At 71.5% G+C, this 17380-nt stretch carries 12 protein-coding genes; 11 read left to right on the forward strand and 1 reads right to left on the reverse strand.

The features are described from left to right. Window positions 1–98 precede the first annotated feature (98 nt). The 4 genes from ACWGI2_RS02975 to ACWGI2_RS02990 all read left to right on the forward strand — a co-directional run bounded on the left by ACWGI2_RS02975 (window position 99) and on the right by ACWGI2_RS02990 (window position 7094). A complete protein-coding gene (locus tag ACWGI2_RS02975) occupies window positions 99–2510 on the forward strand; it encodes an MFS transporter (RefSeq protein WP_453693401.1) in 2412 nt (803 codons plus the stop codon). 162 nt (window positions 2511–2672) lie between these two features. Next, entirely contained in the window at window positions 2673–5120 is a 2448-nt protein-coding gene (locus ACWGI2_RS02980) for a SpoIIE family protein phosphatase (protein ID WP_453693403.1), read from the forward strand. Window positions 5121–5216: 96 nt separating this feature from the next. Continuing rightward, complete coding sequence (locus ACWGI2_RS02985) at window positions 5217–5942, forward strand: class I SAM-dependent methyltransferase (RefSeq protein ID WP_453693405.1); 726 nt, start codon at window positions 5217–5219, stop codon at window positions 5940–5942. Between the two features lie 102 nt (window positions 5943–6044). Next, the gene (locus ACWGI2_RS02990; protein WP_453693407.1) at window positions 6045–7094 is read left to right on the forward strand and encodes a tellurite resistance/C4-dicarboxylate transporter family protein; all 1050 of its coding nucleotides are present in this window, start codon (window positions 6045–6047) and stop codon (window positions 7092–7094) included. Here ACWGI2_RS02990 and ACWGI2_RS02995 read toward each other — a convergent pair. Next, complete coding sequence (locus tag ACWGI2_RS02995) at window positions 7078–8019, reverse strand: LysR family transcriptional regulator (RefSeq protein ID WP_453394370.1); 942 nt, start codon at window positions 8017–8019, stop codon at window positions 7078–7080. The two genes, ACWGI2_RS02990 and ACWGI2_RS02995, sit on opposite strands and share 17 nt — an antisense overlap. A 144-nt stretch (window positions 8020–8163) precedes the next feature. On the opposite strand from ACWGI2_RS02995, the gene ACWGI2_RS03000 reads away from it, so the two are divergent. The 7 genes from ACWGI2_RS03000 (at window position 8164) to ACWGI2_RS03030 (ending at window position 17347) form a co-directional block, all read left to right on the forward strand. Beyond that, window positions 8164–9642, forward strand: a complete 1479-nt coding sequence (locus ACWGI2_RS03000) for an MFS transporter (protein ID WP_453693409.1) — start codon at window positions 8164–8166, stop codon at window positions 9640–9642. A 43-nt stretch (window positions 9643–9685) separates the two neighbouring features. Continuing rightward, entirely contained in the window at window positions 9686–10219 is a 534-nt protein-coding gene (locus tag ACWGI2_RS03005; protein WP_453693411.1) for a pyridoxamine 5'-phosphate oxidase family protein, read from the forward strand. A 6-nt stretch (window positions 10220–10225) separates the two neighbouring features. Next, window positions 10226–11059 carry a M55 family metallopeptidase gene (locus tag ACWGI2_RS03010; protein ID WP_453693413.1) on the forward strand — a complete coding sequence of 278 codons (834 nt, stop codon included), beginning with the start codon at window positions 10226–10228 and terminating at the stop codon, window positions 11057–11059. Continuing rightward, window positions 11052–12404 (forward strand): M20/M25/M40 family metallo-hydrolase, encoded by a 1353-nt coding sequence (locus tag ACWGI2_RS03015; protein ID WP_453693415.1) that lies wholly within the window; start codon window positions 11052–11054, stop codon window positions 12402–12404. The genes ACWGI2_RS03010 and ACWGI2_RS03015 overlap by 8 nt, the downstream gene beginning before the upstream one ends. A 36-nt stretch (window positions 12405–12440) precedes the next feature. Next, window positions 12441–14435, forward strand: a complete 1995-nt coding sequence (locus ACWGI2_RS03020) for an LpqB family beta-propeller domain-containing protein (protein WP_453694639.1) — start codon at window positions 12441–12443, stop codon at window positions 14433–14435. Continuing rightward, a complete protein-coding gene (locus ACWGI2_RS03025; protein WP_453693417.1) occupies window positions 14432–15355 on the forward strand; it encodes a S66 peptidase family protein in 924 nt (307 codons plus the stop codon). The genes ACWGI2_RS03020 and ACWGI2_RS03025 overlap by 4 nt, the downstream gene beginning before the upstream one ends. Before the next feature lie 258 nt (window positions 15356–15613). After that, complete coding sequence (locus tag ACWGI2_RS03030; RefSeq protein WP_453694640.1) at window positions 15614–17347, forward strand: alpha/beta fold hydrolase; 1734 nt, start codon at window positions 15614–15616, stop codon at window positions 17345–17347. Window positions 17348–17380: the final 33 nt, after the last annotated feature.

Raw genomic sequence — 17380 nt, forward strand, 5'->3', positions numbered from 1 at the left:
GTGTGCCGGGCCCCGTGCGGGGGCGACTCGTCGCGCTTGCTCGCAGTTGTCGCGTAATGCGAGAAATGCGGCGCAGGCGCAGACGAGGGGAGCAGGACGTGGGCGGCACGACGCTGGTGAAGGGCGCCGAGCAGGGGGACTTGGCGGTGGGCGTGGTGCCTCCGGGTGTCGCGGAGGCGCCACCGCCCGGGGAGCACGTGTCGGCGGCGGCAGGGCTCAGCCCCGGACGCGTCCGGATGGTCTTCGTCGGGCTCATGCTCGCCCTGCTGCTCGCCGCCCTCGAGCAGATGATCGTCGCCACCGCGCTCCCGAAGATCGTCGGTGAACTGCACGGCCTGGACAAGATGTCCTGGGCGATCACCGCCTATCTGCTCACGTCCACGATCGGCCTGCCCATCTACGGCAAGCTCGGGGATCTCTTCGGGCGCAAAGGCGTCTTCCAGTTCGCGATCCTCATCTTCATCGTCGGCTCCGCGCTTGCCGGTTGGTCCCGCACGATGGACCAGCTCATCGCCTTCCGCGCCCTCCAGGGCGTCGGCGCGGGCGGCCTCATGATCGGCGTACAGGCGATCATCGCGGACATTGTCCCGCCCCGGGAACGCGGCCGCTATATGGGCCTGATCGGCGCCGCGTTCGGCCTCGCGTCGGTCGCCGGGCCGCTGCTCGGCGGGTTCTTCACCGACCACGTCACCTGGCGCTGGTGCTTCTACTTCAACGTGCCCTTCGGCCTGGTCACCTTCGCCGTCGTCAGCTTCGGTCTCAAGCTGCCCAAGCCCACCGCGAAGGCCCGACTCGACGTGATCGGCGCGTTGTTGCTCGCCTCCGCCTCCACCTGCCTCGTGCTCCTGACCAGTTGGGGCGGCACCGAGTACGCGTGGGGCTCGCGCGTCATCCTGGGGCTCGCGGCCGGGGCCGTCGCCTCGGTCGTCCTCTTCGTCGTCGCCGAACACTTCGCCGCAGAACCGATCATCCCCCTGCGCCTGTTCCGTGATTCGGTCTTCAACGTCACCGGCCTCGTGGGCGTGGTCGTCGGCATCGCCCTCTTCGGAGCGGCCAGTTACCTGCCGACCTTCCTCCAGATGGTCGACGGCGCGAGCGCCACCGAGTCCGGACTGCTCATGCTGCCGATGATGGGCGGCATCGTCGGCGCCTCCATCCTCTCCGGCCAGCTCATCAGCCACACCGGCCGCTACAAGATCTATCCGGTCCTCGGCGGCATCCTGTCCGTCATCGGCATGTGGCTGCTCTCCCGGCTCGAAGCCGACACACCCCGGCTGCACTACAGCATCTGGATGGCCGTACTCGGCGCGGGAGTCGGCCTCGTCATGCCCGTGCTCATCCTCGCCGTGCAGAACGCCGTACGCCCGTCCGACCTCGGCACGGCCACCAGCGCCAACAACTACTTCCGGCAGATCGGCGGCAGCGTCGGCGCCGCGATCTTCGGCACGCTCTTCGCCGACCGGCTCGCGGACTCCCTCGCCGACCGCATCCCGGCCGGGGCCGGTCTTCCCGACCCCGAGGCCATCACCCCGCAGCTCGTCCACGCGATGCCCGCCCCGCTGCGCGAGGGCTACATCCAGGCGTACGCCGACGCGATGCCCCGCATCTTCCTCTACCTGGTGCCGGTGCTCGCCCTCGGCATGCTGATCACCTTCTTCCTCAAGGAGACTCCCCTGTTGTCCAGCGCAGCGTCCCAGGACGCCCCCACGGCCGCGCCCACGCCCATCCCCCAGGCCCGCACGTCGTACGCCGCCGGGGTGCCCGTCTGCGGCACCGTGCAGCACCCGGACGGCACCGTGGTGCCCCGCGCCGCCCTGACCCTCATCGACGTCGGGGGCCGGCAGATCGGCCGCGGCGCGAGCGGCGACGACGGGCGGTACGCGCTCGCCACGCCGGGCACCGGATCGTTCGTCCTGATCGCGGCCGCGGGCGGCCACCAGCCGCAGGCGGTCACCGTCACCGTCGGCGAGCGGCCCGTGGAGCTCGACGTGGTGCTCGGCGGCGCGGGACGCCTGGCCGGCAGCGTGGTCACCGCCGACGGGACTCCGGTCAGGGACGCCGCGGTGACCCTCACCGACGTCCGCGGGGAGGTCGTCGCCACCACCCGCAGCGGACGCGAAGGCGGCTATGTGATCACGGAGTTGGTGGCCGGCGAGTACACCCTGGCCGCCAGCGCCCCCGCCTTCCGCCCGGCTGCCCTGCCCGTCACCGTGCAGGCGGCCCGCGAGACCCGGCAGGACGTCGAGCTCGCGGGCGGAGCCGTCCTGCGCGGAACCGTGCGGGCCAGCGGCGGGCGGCCGGTGGAGGACGCCCGCGTGACGCTGCTCGACGCGGCGGGCAACGTCGTGGACACCCTCACGACCAGGGAGGACGGCACCTTCCGGTTCATCGATCTGTCGTCCGGCGAGTACACGGTCATCGCCGCGGGCTACCCACCGGTGGCGACCGTGCTCCAGGTCGCGGGCGGGGGGCGCACGGAACGGGATCTCCAGCTGGGCCACGAAGACTGAGCCCTGTCGGCCCCTGTTTCGCGGGGGGCGTAGGGAAAATACCCGCCGGAGGCGCCCCCGTGGCTCCCAATTCCCCCATTGCCCCGCATGGCAACCTGTGCCGGTCGTACGGTGGTTGGGGCGGCGCAGGCCTTCGCGGTGCCGCCGGAAGGAGCGTTGGCCATGGAATACGGCACCCCGGACGGACCGGTGGCGCAGCACGCCGTGGCCGGCCGGATCCCCCTCGCCGTGGTCGTGATCGACGCCGCGGGCCTCGTCTCGCACTGGAGCACCGGCGCGCGGAAGCTGTTCGGGTACGCGAAGGAGGTGGCCGTCGGAAGCCCGGCGGGCGACCTGCTTCCGGTGGCGGGCGCGATCCCCGAGGAACACACGAACTACGGCGAGTACGACGGCCTCGGCCCCGACCTGGAGACCTCCCTCGACGGACGCATCTCGTACCCCGCCGCCGGGCGCGCCCGCCTTTCCGTGCCCGGCGGCGAAGACCACAGGGTGGACGTCCTGTGGTGGGCGTACCCCCTCGTCGGCCCCGGACCGGAGCGGCTGCTCGTGCTCGCGGCGGACGCCGGCCGACTGGCCGAAGACGACGACCGCGAGCCGGGTCAGGTCGAGCGGATAGCACCGGGGTTCGCCCTGCACACGGACTTCCCCGGAGCCGACGAACTGGCCGGCCGGCTGCCTGAGATCCTGCCCAGCATGAGCGTGGGCGAGAGCTCCCGCATCGTGGCGCAGATCCTCGAACTGGGCTATCCCGTCCTGGAGTTCAGCAAGCACGACCGCGTGCCCGTCACCCCCGACTGGGGCGTGCCGCGGCGCGCCGAGCGCAAGGCCCGCAGGCTGCGCGCCCAGAAGGCCGCAGCGGATGGCGGCACGCCCCAGCCCGCCGCGTCCGACGAGGGCGAGGACGGCGAGGACGGCGAGGACCTTGAGTACGCGGCGGTGCGCGAGCACCTGGAGTTCCTGAACGAGGTCAGCGGGCGCATCGGCTCCTCGCTCGACCTCTCGCAGACGATCATCGAGGTCAGCCGGGCCGTCGTGCCGAGGTTCACGGACGTCGCGGGCACCTACCTGCGCGAACAGGTCGTCGCGGGCGAGGGCTTCCCCGAGGGGCCGCCGGACGAGACGACGCTGTGGCACCGGGTCGCCGTGGAGCACACGGACGAGCCCGGCCGCTGGGACGACGTCGTGCCCGTCGGCGAATCCATGCCGTTCCCGTCGCACACCCCGTTCTTCCAGTGCATGACGACCGGTGACCCCGTCCTCGTGCCGCGCATCACCGAGGAGATGGGCAACGCGATCGCCTCGCAGTTCGAGAAGCGCGACATCCGCCCGCTCATCAACCACCGCTCGATGCTCGTCGTACCCCTGAAGGCCCGCAATGTGGTGCTCGGATTCATGATCCTGCTGCGCCACCAGGAGCGGGCCGTCTTCAACGACATGGACCGCGTCACCGGCGCCGAACTCGCCGCCCGCGCGGGCCTCGTGCTCGACAACGCCCGCATGTACACCTACCAGGAGAGCGTCGCCGACACCCTCCAGGACAGCATGCTTCCGCACATCGAGCCGCGCATGACGGGCTGCGACATCGCCACGCGCTATCTGCCGGGCACGCTCCTCGGCCGGGTCGGCGGCGACTGGTTCGACTCCGTGAAACTGCCCGGATCGCGCACCGCGCTCGTCGTCGGCGACGTGATGGGCCACGGCCTCAACTCGGCCGCCATGATGGGCCAGTTGCGCACCGCCGTGCAGACCATGGCCGCCCTGGACCTGCCGCCCGCCCAGCTCCTGCGCAACCTCGACGACCTGGCACAGCGGCTCGGCGAGCACTACCTCGCTACGTGCCTGTACGCGGTCTACGACCCCATCGCGAGCGAGCTGCACCTCGCCAACGCGGGACACATCCCGCCCGTACTCGTCCGCGCCGACGACGGCCGCAGCGAACTCCTCGACCTGCCGACAGGGGCACCCATCGGTGTGGGAGGCGTGCCCTTCGAGGCGGTCACCGTGCGCGTCGCCCCCGGTGACCGGCTCCTGATGTGCACCGACGGCCTCGTCGAGGTCCGCGGCGAGGACATCGGCGTCGGCCTCGCCACGCTCACCGAGTCCGCGGCCCACCCGGCCGCCTCCATGGACGACGCCTGCGACACCATCATCCGCGCGCTCAACACCCGCGGCGGACGCAAGGACGACGTGGCCCTCCTGATGGCACGCCTGAACGGCGTCGCGGACGAGGACGTCGCGAGCTGGCGGCTCGCGCTCGACCCGAGCGAGGTCAGCAGGGCGCGCGACCTGGTCCGCGACCAGCTGCCCGCCTGGGCCCGTGACGATCTCACCGAGACCGCCGAGCTTCTGGTGAGCGAGCTGGTCACCAACGCCGTACGGCACTCGCGCGGCGGCAGCGTCGAGCTGCGCCTGGTCCGCTCCGGGGCCACGCTGATCTGCGAGGTCGAGGACGACGACCACACCCTGCCCACGCTCCTGAGCGCGGGCCCGGGCGACGAGTTCGGGCGCGGACTGCGGATCGTCAGCGTGCTCGCCAAGGAGTGGGGGACAAGCCGTACGGCCTCCGGCAAGACCGTGTGGTTCGAGCTGGGGCCGCCGCGCACCAAGTGATTGATTGCGCAGGTGACTTGTCCCTGCACCCAGGGCGCGGTAGACCGATCTTGCCGTCGGCTTCGGCGGCCGTCGTCGCATCCTGGGGAGCTGGGCATGAGCGTCACGAGTCGGTACAGAGAGGCGTGGGAGGGGTTCTGGCGGGAGGCTCCCGGCGAACCGGGGGCGGTCTTCTGGGACGCCGAACCCGCGCTCACCGTCGGGATCCATCTCTCCCTCTTCGAACCGCACTTGGCGGCCGCGGGCCTGCCCGTCGTGGACCTCGGCTGCGGCAACGGCACCCAGACCCGCTTCCTCGCCGACCGCTACCCCCGCGTCCTCGGCGCCGACCTCTCCGCAGCCGCCCTGCGGCACGCACGGAACGCCGACCCGGCGGGACAGGTGGAGTTCCGGCAGGTCGACGCCGCGGAGAAGGCGGAGGCCGAGCAGCTGCACGCGGAACTCGGCGACGTGAACGTCTACATGCGCGGAGTCCTCCACCAGTGCGATCCCGATGACCGCCAGCCGCTCGTCGACGGCATCGCGGCGCTGGTCGGCGAGCGCGGCAGAGCGTTCGTCGTCGAGCTCGCCGAGTCCGCGGGGGCGGTCCTGAAGGGCCTCGCCCAGAGCCCCGACGGCCCGCCGCCGAAGCTGGCGCCGGTGTTCGCGCACGGCATCGCACCGGGCGAGGTCGAGGACGCCGCGGTGCCGGAGTACGTCGCGGCGGCGGGCCTCACGGTGCTCGCGAGCGGTGAACTGCCGCTCATGACCACCGAGTTCATGCCGGACGGAACGCGGATCGAACTGCTGTCGAAGTGGCTGGTGGCAGGGCGGACGGGGTGAACCCGGCCGGGGGCGAGCAGGGCGGACGACCGCCGACGTGCCCGCAACCCCGGCCTGTGCAAGGATCACGGACAGGGGCTCGTACGCCGATGGAGCCGCGCCATGCCCAGCGATGCAGCCGACCGCCACAGCCCTCGCCGGGCGGGCCGGACGCGCCGGGCGGACTGGATGAACTGGGCCGACGGTGTGCCGCCCGCGGCCGGAGCCGTGGTCATGGCCACCGCCGTGCTCTCCGTCGGACTGCACCTGCTCGGCGTGGAGTGGGCCTCGCTGGCGCTGCTCGTGGTCGCGGGGCTGATCTGGGTGTTCCTCGCCACCGTCTTCGTACGGCATCTGCTGACCGAACGGGACCGCTGGCACCGCGAGATCGACACTCCGCCCGCACTGACCGCCGTCGCCGCGACGGCGGTCCTCGGCACCCGCCTCTCCCTGCTCGGACACGACACCGTGTCGGTGGCGCTGCTCTGCCTCAGCGTGCTGCTCTGGCCGGTGCTCATGTCCCACGTCATCCGCCACTGGCAGAGCAGGGTGCCGGGCGCCGCCTACCTGGTGTGCGTGGCCACCCAGGCCATCGTCGTCCTCGCCGCCACCGTGGCCACCGCCGACCAGCAGGCATGGCTGATGTGGCCCGCCCTCGTCCTCTTCGTCATCGGCCTCGTCCTGTACGGCGTGGTGCTGCTCCGCTTCGACTTCCGGCAGCTCACCACCGGCCAGGGCGACCACTGGATCATCGCTGGGGCCATGGCCATCTCCGCCCTTGCCGGATCGAAGCTGGTCGCTGCCGCGGTGCCGGACGGCGCGTTGCGCTGGGCGACCCCGGCCCACGGCGTCCTGCGGATCGTCACCCTTGTCGCGCTCGGCCTCGCCTTCGCCTGGTACGCGCTGCTCGTCGTCTGTGAACTGCGGTGGCCACGCCGCCACTACGACGTACGCCGCTGGGCCACGGTCTTCCCCCTCGGCATGACCGCCGTCGCCGCGCTCTCCGCCTCCACGGCCGCGGACGTCCCGGCGCTCTGGACCTGCGGGAAGGTGTTGCTCTGGCCGGCGCTCGCGGTCTGGGCCGTGGTCGCGGCCGGCGCGGTCCGCGGCGTCCGTGCGGCGCGCGACCGCGCCGGGTCCCCGGCCCCCGCAGGCCTCAGCCCGCCGCGGTGACGGCCCCCGGCACCACGCTCCGGGGATCTCCCTGCGCCACGTCACGCGCCGCCTCGCGGGCGGTCCTCGCGAATGTCTCGATCGCCCCCGTGCCGTGGCCTGCCCGCCACACCAGGCCGTACCCGACCGGATCGGCGTCGGCGAAGGGCACGTAGGCCACTCCGGGCCGGGAGAAGTACGTCCCCGTGTGCGCGGGAGCGAGGAAGGCGCCCTTGCCGCCCGCGGCCATCATCAGCGCCTCCTGCATGTTGGTCACGCCCGGACCGCGCCCGATCGGCCTGCCGGACGGGGTGCGCGAAGGGACGTGGTGCTCCAGCCAGTAGTCGGGCACCTCGCCCTCGATCGTCAGGAGCGGCACGTCGGCCAGGTCCTCCAGGGACACCGAGTCCCGCCCGGCCAGCGGATGCGCCGAAGCGATCGCGAGGACGCGCTCCTCCGCGAGCAGCGCGGGGCCGCCGCCCAGGTCCTCCTCGCGCACCGGGAACTCCGTGAGCTGCACGTCGAACTCGCCCTTGCGCAGCTGCCCGTACGGATCGCCGAGCGGCACCTCGCAGATCTCCACGGCGAGCCCCGGATGGCTCACGCGCAGCGCCTCCGTCGCCCGCATCACGATCTCGCCGGCCAGCGGATTGGCGAAACCGACGTGCAGCACGCTGTCGATGCCGCGCGCGGTGGCCGCGGCCCTCTCGACGGCGGCGTCGATGGCCCGGTGGTGCGGTTCCAGGTCGTCGCGGAGCTGGCGGCCGAGCGCGGTGAGGCCGACGCGACGGCTGGTGCGGATGAACAGCGGTGCGCCGACGCGGCGTTCGGTGCGCTGGATCAGCTGGCTCACCCGGGCGCGGGAGAGCCGCATGCGCTCGGCGGTCCTGCCGAAGTGCAGCTCCTCGGCAAGGAGCAGAAAGCACTCCAGTTCATCGCGTTCCATCGACGTCCCCCCAGGCAGCTCGGATCGGTAAGCCTGGTTGAACGAACGTTGCGATCTTCGCCGTTGTTCCGCCCCATGGCCTCGATCGATGGTGGGTGAGCCGGGAAATCCCCCGCACCATCAGTGAGTTGGCGGAGAACTGACATGAGTACGCAGAGAGAATCATCAGCCGGGGCGCCGATCGCCCCCGCTGTCACCTTCAAGCCCCGTGAATGGGGCGTCCTGCTCGTCCTGTGCGGCGCGATCTTCCTCGAAGGCATCGACGTCGCCATGCTGAACGTGGCCCTGCCGTCCATCCGCGCCGACCTGGGCCTTTCCACGGGCTCCCTGCAGTGGGTCATGAGCGCCTACGTCCTCGGCTACGGCGGCTTCATGCTGCTCGGCGGCCGAGCGGCCGACCTCTTCGGGCGCCGTCAGATGTTCGTCTTCTGGCTCTCCGTCTTCCTGGTCTTCTCCGGGCTCGGCGGCTTCGCCACCGAGGGCTGGACACTGATCGTCGCCCGCTTCGTCACGGGCGTCGCCGCGGCCTTCATGACCCCTGCGGGCCTCTCCATCATCACCACCGGCTTCGAGGAAGGCCCGCGCCGCAACAAGGCGCTGCTCTTCTACTCCGGCACCGCCGCGGGCGGCTTCTCCGTCGGCCTGGTCGTCGGCGGTCTGCTCACCGCGGTCGGCTGGCGCTGGGTCTTCTTCGTGCCCGTCGTGCTCTCTGCCCTGATCCTGGCCGCCGCGCTCGCCTACGTCCCGAAGTCCCCGCGCCCCGACCGCACCGGGCAGAGCGTCGACCTGGTGGGCGCCCTCACGGTCACCGCCGCCATCGTGCTGCTCGTCCTCGGCGTGGAGCGGGCCTCCCACGCGAGCGCCGCCGCCACGATCGGCACCCTCGGCGCCGGCCTCGCCCTCCTCGCCGTCTTCGTCGCCGCGGAGCGCCGCTCGGCATCGCCGCTCGTGCGCCTCGGGATCTTCCGCAGCGGCGCCCTGGTCCGCGCCAACCTCGCGGGGCTCTTCTTCGCTGGCGGCTTCTTCGGGTTCCAGTTCCTGGTCGTCCTCTACCTCCAGGAGCTGCGGGACTGGTCCACGCTCCAGACCAGCCTCGCGATGATCGTCGTCGGCGCCGACGCGGTGCTCTCGCCGACCGTCACCCCCAAGCTGGTCGAACGCTTCGGCAACGCCCGGGTGATCTTCGGCGGACTGCTGCTCGCCGCGCTCTCGTACGCCCTGTTCCTGCCGGTCGGCGCCGACTGGACGTACCTGGCGATGTTCCCCAGCCTGATCATCCTCAGCCTCGGCTTCGCCCTCACCTACGGACCGCTCACCATCGTCGCCACCGAGGGCGTCAAGGAGGAGGAGCAGGGCCTGGCCGGCGGACTGCTCTACACCGCCTTCCAGTTCGGAGCCGCCCTCGGTCTGTCCACGGTCACCGCCGTCAACGTCTGGGCCACCACGTCGAGTTCACCTTCCGCGCTCCTCGACGGCTATCGCGCGGCCCTCTGGGTCCCGTTCGCGGCTGCCCTGCTCGCCGCGCTGATCAGCGCCTTCGGACTGCGCTCGCGGCCGGGCACGGTGACGGCCTCCGGCGAACCCGCGGCCGGGCACACCCCCGAGATCCCCGCGACCCACTGATCCGCCACCCCACCCCACCCAACCCCGGCAAGGAGCACCCGGCATGCCCACCACCAAAGTCAGCGACTTCTCCGAAGTGCGGGACACGTTCTTCTCCTACGTACGCGACATCAAGTACGCCACGATGATCACCGTCGACCGCGCGAACCGCCCCCGGGCCCGCGTCCTGCTCCCCGTCTGGGAGATCGTCGACGGCCGTCCGGTCGGCTGGCTCGCCGCGTACAAGACTCCCGTCAAGACCGCTCACCTGGCCGGCAACCCGCACACCACCTACTCCTACTGGAACCCCCGCCAGAACACCGTCCACGTCGACGCCCTCTCGGTCTGGGCCGACGACGAGGCCTCCCGGCACCACGCCTGGGACCTCTACACCCGGGGCGGGCCACCCGGCGTGGGCTACGACCCGGTCCACTACTGGCGCGGCGGCCCGGACGATCCCGAGTACCACGTGATCCGCATCGAGCCCTGGCGCGTCCAGCTGGTCCGTGGATCGGATCTGCGCAGCACCCTGTGGCAACCGGCGCGCGACGCGGTGGCCGACGGATCTGGTCCAGGAGTTGGCGAACGCGTAGCGTGAGGCGGCATGAAGATCCTGATCAGCGCGGACATGGAGGGGGCCACGGGTGTCACGTGGCCGGCCGACGTGCTGCCCGGTACACCGCAGTGGGAGAGGTGCCGTTCGATGTTCACGTCGGACGTCAACGCCGCTGTGCTCGGCTTCTTCGACGGGGGCGCCGACGAGGTGCTCATCAACGAAGCGCACTGGACCATGCGCAATCTGCTCCTGGAGGACCTGGACGAGCGGGCCGAGATGCTCACCGGGCGGCACAAGTCCCTCTCCATGGTGGAGGGTGTCCAGCACGACGACGTGGACGGCATCGCCTTCATCGGCTACCACGCGGGCGCCGGCATGGAGGGGGTGCTCGCCCACACCTACCTCGCCAACTCGATCACCGGAGTGTGGGTCAACGGCGACCGGGCCAGCGAGGGACTGCTCAACTCCCATGTCGTCGCTGAGTACGGGGTGCCCGTCGTCCTGGTCACCGGTGACGACCTGGCCTGCGAGGATGCCCTCGGCTATGCGCCGGGTGCGCTGAAGGTCGCCGTCAAGGACCACGTGTCGCGGTACGCGGCGGTCTGCCGCACCCCGCGGCGGACCGCATCCGACATCCGGGCCGCGGCGAAGGAGGCGGCGCCGCTCGCGGTGCGCCGCGAGCCGGTCCAGGGCGGCCCGTTCACCGTAGAGGTCGAATTCGACGCCGAGCATCTGTCCATGGCGTCCACCGTGGTGCCGGGTGTGCGGCGCACCGGCGAGCGGAAGATCGCGTACACCAGCGACACCATGTACGAGGGCATTCGTACGTTCAAGGCGGTCACGACGATCGCATCTGCGGCTGTGGAGGAACAGTATGGCTGAGGAGCAGCCGGGGCATCAGGCCACCGGACACGTCGACGGGCAGGCGCTCGACGAGGTCGTCCGGTTCACCTCCGAACTCATCCGCATCGACACCACGAACCGGGGCAGCGGCGACTGCCGCGAGCGGCCGGCCGCCGAGTACGCCGCCGAGCGCCTCGCCGGAGCCGGGCTCGAACCGACGCTCCTGGAGCGGACACCGGGCCGTACGAACGTGGTCGCTCGCATCGAGGGCACCGACCCCTCGGCCGACGCGCTGCTCGTGCACGGCCATCTGGACGTCGTGCCCGCCGAAGCGGCCGACTGGAGCGTGGACCCCTTCTCCGGGGAGATCCGCGACGGCGTCGTGTGGGGCCGCGGCGCCATCGACATGAAGAACATGGACGCGATGATCCTCTCCGTGGTGCGCGGCTGGGCGCGCGCGGGAGTGCGGCCCCGGCGGGACATCGTGATCGCGTTCACCGCTGACGAGGAGGCGAGCGCCGAGGACGGGTCCGGGTTCCTCGCCGATCAGCACGCGTCGCTCTTCGAGGGATGCACGGAAGGCGTCAGCGAGTCCGGCGCCTTCACCTTCCACGACGGCCGCGGCAATCAGCTCTATCCCATCGCCGCGGGGGAGCGCGGCACCGGCTGGCTCAAGCTGACCGCGCGCGGCAAGGCCGGCCACGGCTCGAAGGTGAACCACAACAACGCCGTGAGCAAGCTGGCGGCCGCGATCGCCCGCATCGGTGAGCACCGCTGGCCGGTGCGGCTCACGCCGACGGTCCGGGCCGCCCTGACCGAACTGGCCGCGCTGTACGGGGAACAGGCCGACCTGGACAGGCCCGGGTTCGACATGGACGCGCTCCTGGAGAAGCTCGGCCCGGCCGCCGACCTCGTCGCGCCGACGGTGCGGGGCAGCGCCAACCCGACGATGCTGCAAGCCGGTTACAAGGTCAACGTGATTCCGGGGGAGGCCGTCGCCTACGTGGACGGCCGGTATCTGCCGGGTGGCGAGGAAGAGTTCGCCGCCACCCTTGACCAGCTCACCGGAGTGGACGTCGACTGGGAGTTCCACCACCGTGAGGTGGCGCTGCAGGCGCCGGTCCGCTCGTCGACGTACGCGAAGATGCGGGCAGCCGTCGAGGAGTTCGCACCCGAGGGACGGGTCGTGCCGTACTGCATGTCCGGCGGCACGGACGCCAAGCAGTTCTCGCGACTCGGCATCACCGGCTACGGCTTCTCGCCGCTGAGGACACCGGAGGGCTTCGACTACCAAGCGCTCTTCCACGGAGTCGACGAGTGCGTTCCGGTCGACGCGCTGCACTTCGGCGTCCGTGTGCTCGACCGCTATCTGAGAACGGCCTAGGGAACACAACCGATCATGGGGGAAGAGAAGGACATGATGGAGACCCAGGCTTACGGATCATGGCCGTCGCCCATCGACGCGGCGCTCGCCGCCGCCCACGACGGCTCACCGGGCCACGTGGGCTTCGTCGGGGACGAGGCGTGGTGGACCGAGCCGAGGCCCGCCGAAGGCGGCAGGCGCGCCCTGGTGCGGCGGCGTCCGGACGGCACGGAGGAGTCCGTGCTGCCCGAGCCGTGGAACGTGCGCAGCCGGGTCATGGAGTACGGGGGGCGTTCCTGGGCCGGGGCCGAGGGCGGTGACGGGCCGCTGGTCGTGTTCGCCCAATTCGCGGACCAGCGCCTGTACGCGTACGAGCCCGACGCCCCCGGAGCCGTGCCGCGCCCGCTGACCCCGCTCTCCGACGTGGGCGGCGGCCTGCGGTACATCGACCCGTGCGTGCACCTGGACCGGGGCGAGGTCTGGTGCGTCCTGGAGGAGTTCACGGGGGAGGGGCCGAGCGATGTGCGCAGAGTCGCCGTCGCCGTGCCGCTCGACGGCTCGGCGGCCGGCGACCGTGCGGCGGTGCGCGAACTCTCCGACGACCGGCACCGGTTCATCACCGGGCCCCGCCTCTCACCGGACGGCGCCCGCGCGGCGTGGATCGCCTGGGACCACCCCCGGATGCCGTGGGACGGCACGGAACTCCTGGTCGCCGAGGTGCGTGCGGACGGCACGTTCGGCGCGCCCCGCGTGTTCGCGGGCGGCCCGGAGGAGTCCATCGCGCAGGTGGAGTGGGCCCCCGACGGGCGGCTGCTGTTCGCGAGCGACCGCACGGGGTGGTGGAACCTCTACCGCGGTGACGCGTCCGACGGCGGGAGTTTCTCCTCGGGGCTGCCGGTCTGTCCGCGCGAGGAGGAGTTCGGCGGCCCCCTGTGGCAGGTCGGCTCCGGCTGGTTCGCGCCCCTGGACAGCGGCCTCGTCGCCGTCGTGCACGGCAAGGGTGCCACCGCGCTCGGCGTGCTCGACCCGGAGACCGGCGAAGTCGTCGACGCGGCGGGCCCCTGGACGGAGTGGGCGGCGACCGTCGCGGTGAACGGCACCCGCGCTGTCGGCGTCGCGGCGAGCCCCCGCAGCGCGTACGAGGTCGTGGAGCTGGACACCAGCACCGGCCGCGCCCGCGTGATCGGCGCCGCGCACGACGACCCCGTGGACACCGCGTACTACCCCGAGCCGCGCATCCGCACCTTCAGCGGCCCGGCGGGCCGCGAGATCCACGCGCACGTCTACCCCCCGCACAACCCGGCGTGCATGGCCCCCGACGAAGAACTCCCGCCGTACGTGGTGTGGGTGCACGGCGGCCCCACAAGCCGCTCCCCGCTCGTGCTCGACCTGGAGATCGCCTACTTCACCTCACGAGGCATCGGCGTCGCCGAGGTCAACTACGGCGGCTCGACCGGCTACGGCCGCGCGTACCGCAACCGCCTGCGCGAACAGTGGGGCATCGTCGACGTCGAGGACTGCGCGGCCGTCGCCCTGGCGCTGGCCGACGAGGGCACCGCCGACCGCGACCGCCTCGCGATCCGCGGCGGCAGCGCGGGCGGCTGGACCACGGCCGCCTCGCTGACCACGACGGACGTGTACGCCTGCGGCACGATCATCTACCCCGTGCTCGACCTCACGGAGTGGGCGGCGGGCGGCACCCACGACTTCGAGTCGCGGTATCTGGACTCGATGATCGGGCCCTTCGACGAGGTGCCCACGCGGTACGTGGAGCGTTCCCCCGCCGAGCACGCCGACCGGGTCAGTGTGCCCTTCCTGCTGCTCCAGGGGCTCGACGACGTGATCTGTCCGCCCGAACAGGCCGAGCGGTTCGTCTCCGAACTGGAGGGGCGTGGCGTGCCGTACGCCTACATCGCCTTCGAGGGAGAGGGGCACGGATTCCGCCGCGCTGACACGCTGATCCGGGCCCTGGAGGCGGAACTCGCGCTGTACGCCCAGGTGTTCCGGCTGAAACTGTCCGGCGCCGCGCCCACCCTGGAGCTCGCCAAGTGATACCCCTGACGCGTCCCGCGCGGCTCACTCCCGGCGCGCGGGTCGCGGTCGTCGCGCCCAGCGGTCCCCTTCCGGAGGAGCGGCTCCAGACGGGGCTCGACATCCTGCGCGGCTGGGATCTGGAACCGGTCGTCATGCCCCATGTCCTGGATGTGGACGGGCAGTTCGGCTACCTCGCGGGCACGGACGCCGACCGCGCCCGTGACCTCCAGGAGGCGTGGTGCGACCCCTCCGTCTCCGGGGTGCTCTGCGCGCGCGGCGGCTACGGCGCTCTGCGCATGGTGGAGTCGCTGGACTGGGCGGCGATGCGGGCGGCAGGCCCCAAGGTCTTCGTCGGCTACAGCGACATCACCACGCTGCACGAGGCGTTCGCGGCGCGGATGGGGCTTGCGACGCTGCACGGCCCGATGGTCGCGGCCCTCGACTTCCTCAAGAGTGCCCGTGCGCAGGAGCACTTGAGGGCCACGCTCTTCGAACCGGAGCAGGTTCAGGTGATCGCCTCGGGCGGGACCGTGCTCGTGCCCGGCCGCGCGCGGGGCGTCACGCTCGGCGGCTGCCTCTCCCTGCTCGCATCGGACATCGGCGCCCCTGAGGTGCGCGCGTCGGCGCGGGGTGGGCTGCTCTTCCTTGAGGACATAGGCGAGGAGGCGTACCGCATCGACCGCTACCTCACCCAACTCGCCCGCGCGGGCTGGCTGGAGGGGGTGCGCGGGGTCGCGCTCGGCTCGTGGGTGGACTGCGATCCGTACGACACGGTGCGGGCGCTGCTGCTCGACCGTCTCGGCGGGCTCGGGGTGCCGATCGTCGAGGAGTTCGGGTTCGGGCACTGCGACGGGGCGTTGACGATTCCGTTCGGGGTGGCGGGTGAACTGGACGCGGATGCGGGGACGTTGACCCTTGACGTGCCCGCGTTGACGTGAGTCTGCTCTCTCGCGCCCCGCGCTGAATCTCCGTCAATTCCCGGCGAGAAACTCCTGTCACGAACGTTGACCCGCACCTGACACGTGTCACAGCATGACTCTGGCCGGTTACTTACCGGTCGGTAGTCGGCTGTCGGCTGTCCTCAGCGTGGAGGTCTCGTGTCTCGTCGTACCGCACCCTGTCGTGTCCGCTCCCGCTCCCTTTCGCGTTCCCTTTCCCGCGCTCGTGCGCCGCTCGCCCTCGCCGTCGGTGCCGCGCTGGCCGCGCCCCTGGCGCTCGCGGCACCCGCGCCCGCGAGCGCCACCGGCCAATTCACCGTCACGCCGCTGAAGTTCACGGTCGACGCGGGCCGCAGGAGCTGCACCATCGACGCCGACCTCTACCGCCCCGCCGGAGTGGACGCCGCGCACCCCGCTCCCGCCGTCCTCACCACCAACGGCTTCGGCGGCAGCAAGTCGGACGGCGGAACGGCGGCCACCGGCAAGGCCTTCGCCGAGCGCGGCTACGTCGGGCTCGTCTACTCCGGGCTCGGCTTCGGCAAGTCCGGCTGCCTGATCTCCCTCGACGATCCGAAGATCGACGGCAAGGCGGCATCAGGGCTCGTCGACTTCCTCGCGGGCAAGCGCGCGGCCGACGACGGCACGACGGTCGACTACGTCACCAAGGACTCCGGGGTCGATCCGCGCGTCGGCATGATCGGCGGTTCCTACGGCGGGGCGATCCAAATGGCGACGGCCGCCGTGGACCGCAGGGTCGACGCCCTCGTACCGATGATCACCTGGAACGACCTGGGCTACTCGCTCGACCCGAACAACGCGTCCGACCGCAGCGTGCCCGGCGCCTCCAAGTGGCAGTGGATGAACGGCTTCTACCTCATCGGTGAGGGCCAGCCGCTCCTCGAACCGAGCCTTGACCCCTCCCGCATCAACTCCCTCCGCTGCCTGCACTTCGTCACGAAGGCCTGCGAGACGATCCGTACGCTCAACTCGGGCCGCTACCCCGCCGACAAGACCGAGGCTCTCCAGGAGTACGCCCGCAGCGTCTCGCCCGTCTCCTACCTGCCGCAGGTCAAGGCGCCGACCCTGCTGATCCAGGGCCAGGCCGACAGCCTCTTCAACCTCAACGAGGCGCAGGCGACGTACGAGACGCTCAAGGCGCAGGGCACCACTACGAAGATGATCTGGCAGTCCGCAGGGCACAGCGGTGGCATCTCCGACCCGGCGTCGGGCGAACTCAACCTCTCCGAGGGCAACTTGGAGACCAGCTACGTCGGCAAACGCGTCCTGTCCTGGTTCGACCGCTACCTCCAGCAGAAGAAGGGCGTCGACACCGGGCCCGCCTTCGCCTACTACCGGGACTGGGTCCCGAGCGACAGCGGGCCGAACGGTTCCTACGCGACCGCGTCGAAGGTGCCCGCCCTGAGCCAGAAGCTGTACCTGTCGGGTGATGGCAAGCTCGTCGATGCCCGCAAGAAGGTCGCGCGCGGCAGCCGCGAGTACCGCAACTGGCTCATCCCCACCAGCCACTCCGAGAGCTCCCTCGCAGGCCTCATCGGCCTGCCCGACCGCGCACCGCACGACACCAGGGGCACCTACCTGGACTGGACGACCGAGCCGCTGACCGCCGCCACGGACGTGGTGGGCTCCGCGAAGGCCACCCTCAAGGTCGTCTCGCCGAGGACCGAGCGGGTGCAGAACTCCGGCGACGCGGCCGACAAGCTGGTCCTCTTCGCCAAGCTGTACGACATCGCGCCCGACGGCAAGAAGACGCTCGTGCACCGGCTCGTGGCGCCCGTGCGCGTGCCTGACGTGACGAAGCCGTTCACCGTGTCGCTGCCGGGGATCGTGCACCGGTACGAGGCGGGGCACAAGCTGCAGTTCGTGGTGGCGGCGAGCGACGACGCGTACGGGGGCAACAGGGGAGTGAAGCCGGTGACCGTCACGAGCGCGCCAGAGGACACCGGAACGGTCGAGCTGCCCGTGGTGGGCTGAGCGTACGACTACGCCCGGAGCTCACCCGTACGG

It is taken from the genome of Streptomyces sp. NPDC054866 (assembly GCF_053610745.1).

Bases quoted from the DNA above. Each gene is read 5' to 3' on its own strand.
- ACWGI2_RS02980 (WP_453693403.1), top strand. From the start codon at position 2,673: ATGGAATACGGCACCCCGGACGGACCGGTGGCGCAGCACGCCGTGGCC.
- ACWGI2_RS02985 (WP_453693405.1), top strand. From the start codon at position 5,217: ATGAGCGTCACGAGTCGGTACAGAGAGGCGTGGGAGGGGTTCTGGCGG.
- ACWGI2_RS02990 (WP_453693407.1), top strand. From the start codon at position 6,045: ATGCCCAGCGATGCAGCCGACCGCCACAGCCCTCGCCGGGCGGGCCGG.
- ACWGI2_RS02995 (WP_453394370.1), bottom strand. From the start codon at position 8,019: ATGGAACGCGATGAACTGGAGTGCTTTCTGCTCCTTGCCGAGGAGCTG.
- ACWGI2_RS03000 (WP_453693409.1), top strand. From the start codon at position 8,164: ATGAGTACGCAGAGAGAATCATCAGCCGGGGCGCCGATCGCCCCCGCT.
- ACWGI2_RS03005 (WP_453693411.1), top strand. From the start codon at position 9,686: ATGCCCACCACCAAAGTCAGCGACTTCTCCGAAGTGCGGGACACGTTC.
- ACWGI2_RS03010 (WP_453693413.1), top strand. From the start codon at position 10,226: ATGAAGATCCTGATCAGCGCGGACATGGAGGGGGCCACGGGTGTCACG.
- ACWGI2_RS03015 (WP_453693415.1), top strand. From the start codon at position 11,052: ATGGCTGAGGAGCAGCCGGGGCATCAGGCCACCGGACACGTCGACGGG.
- ACWGI2_RS03020 (WP_453694639.1), top strand. From the start codon at position 12,441: ATGGAGACCCAGGCTTACGGATCATGGCCGTCGCCCATCGACGCGGCG.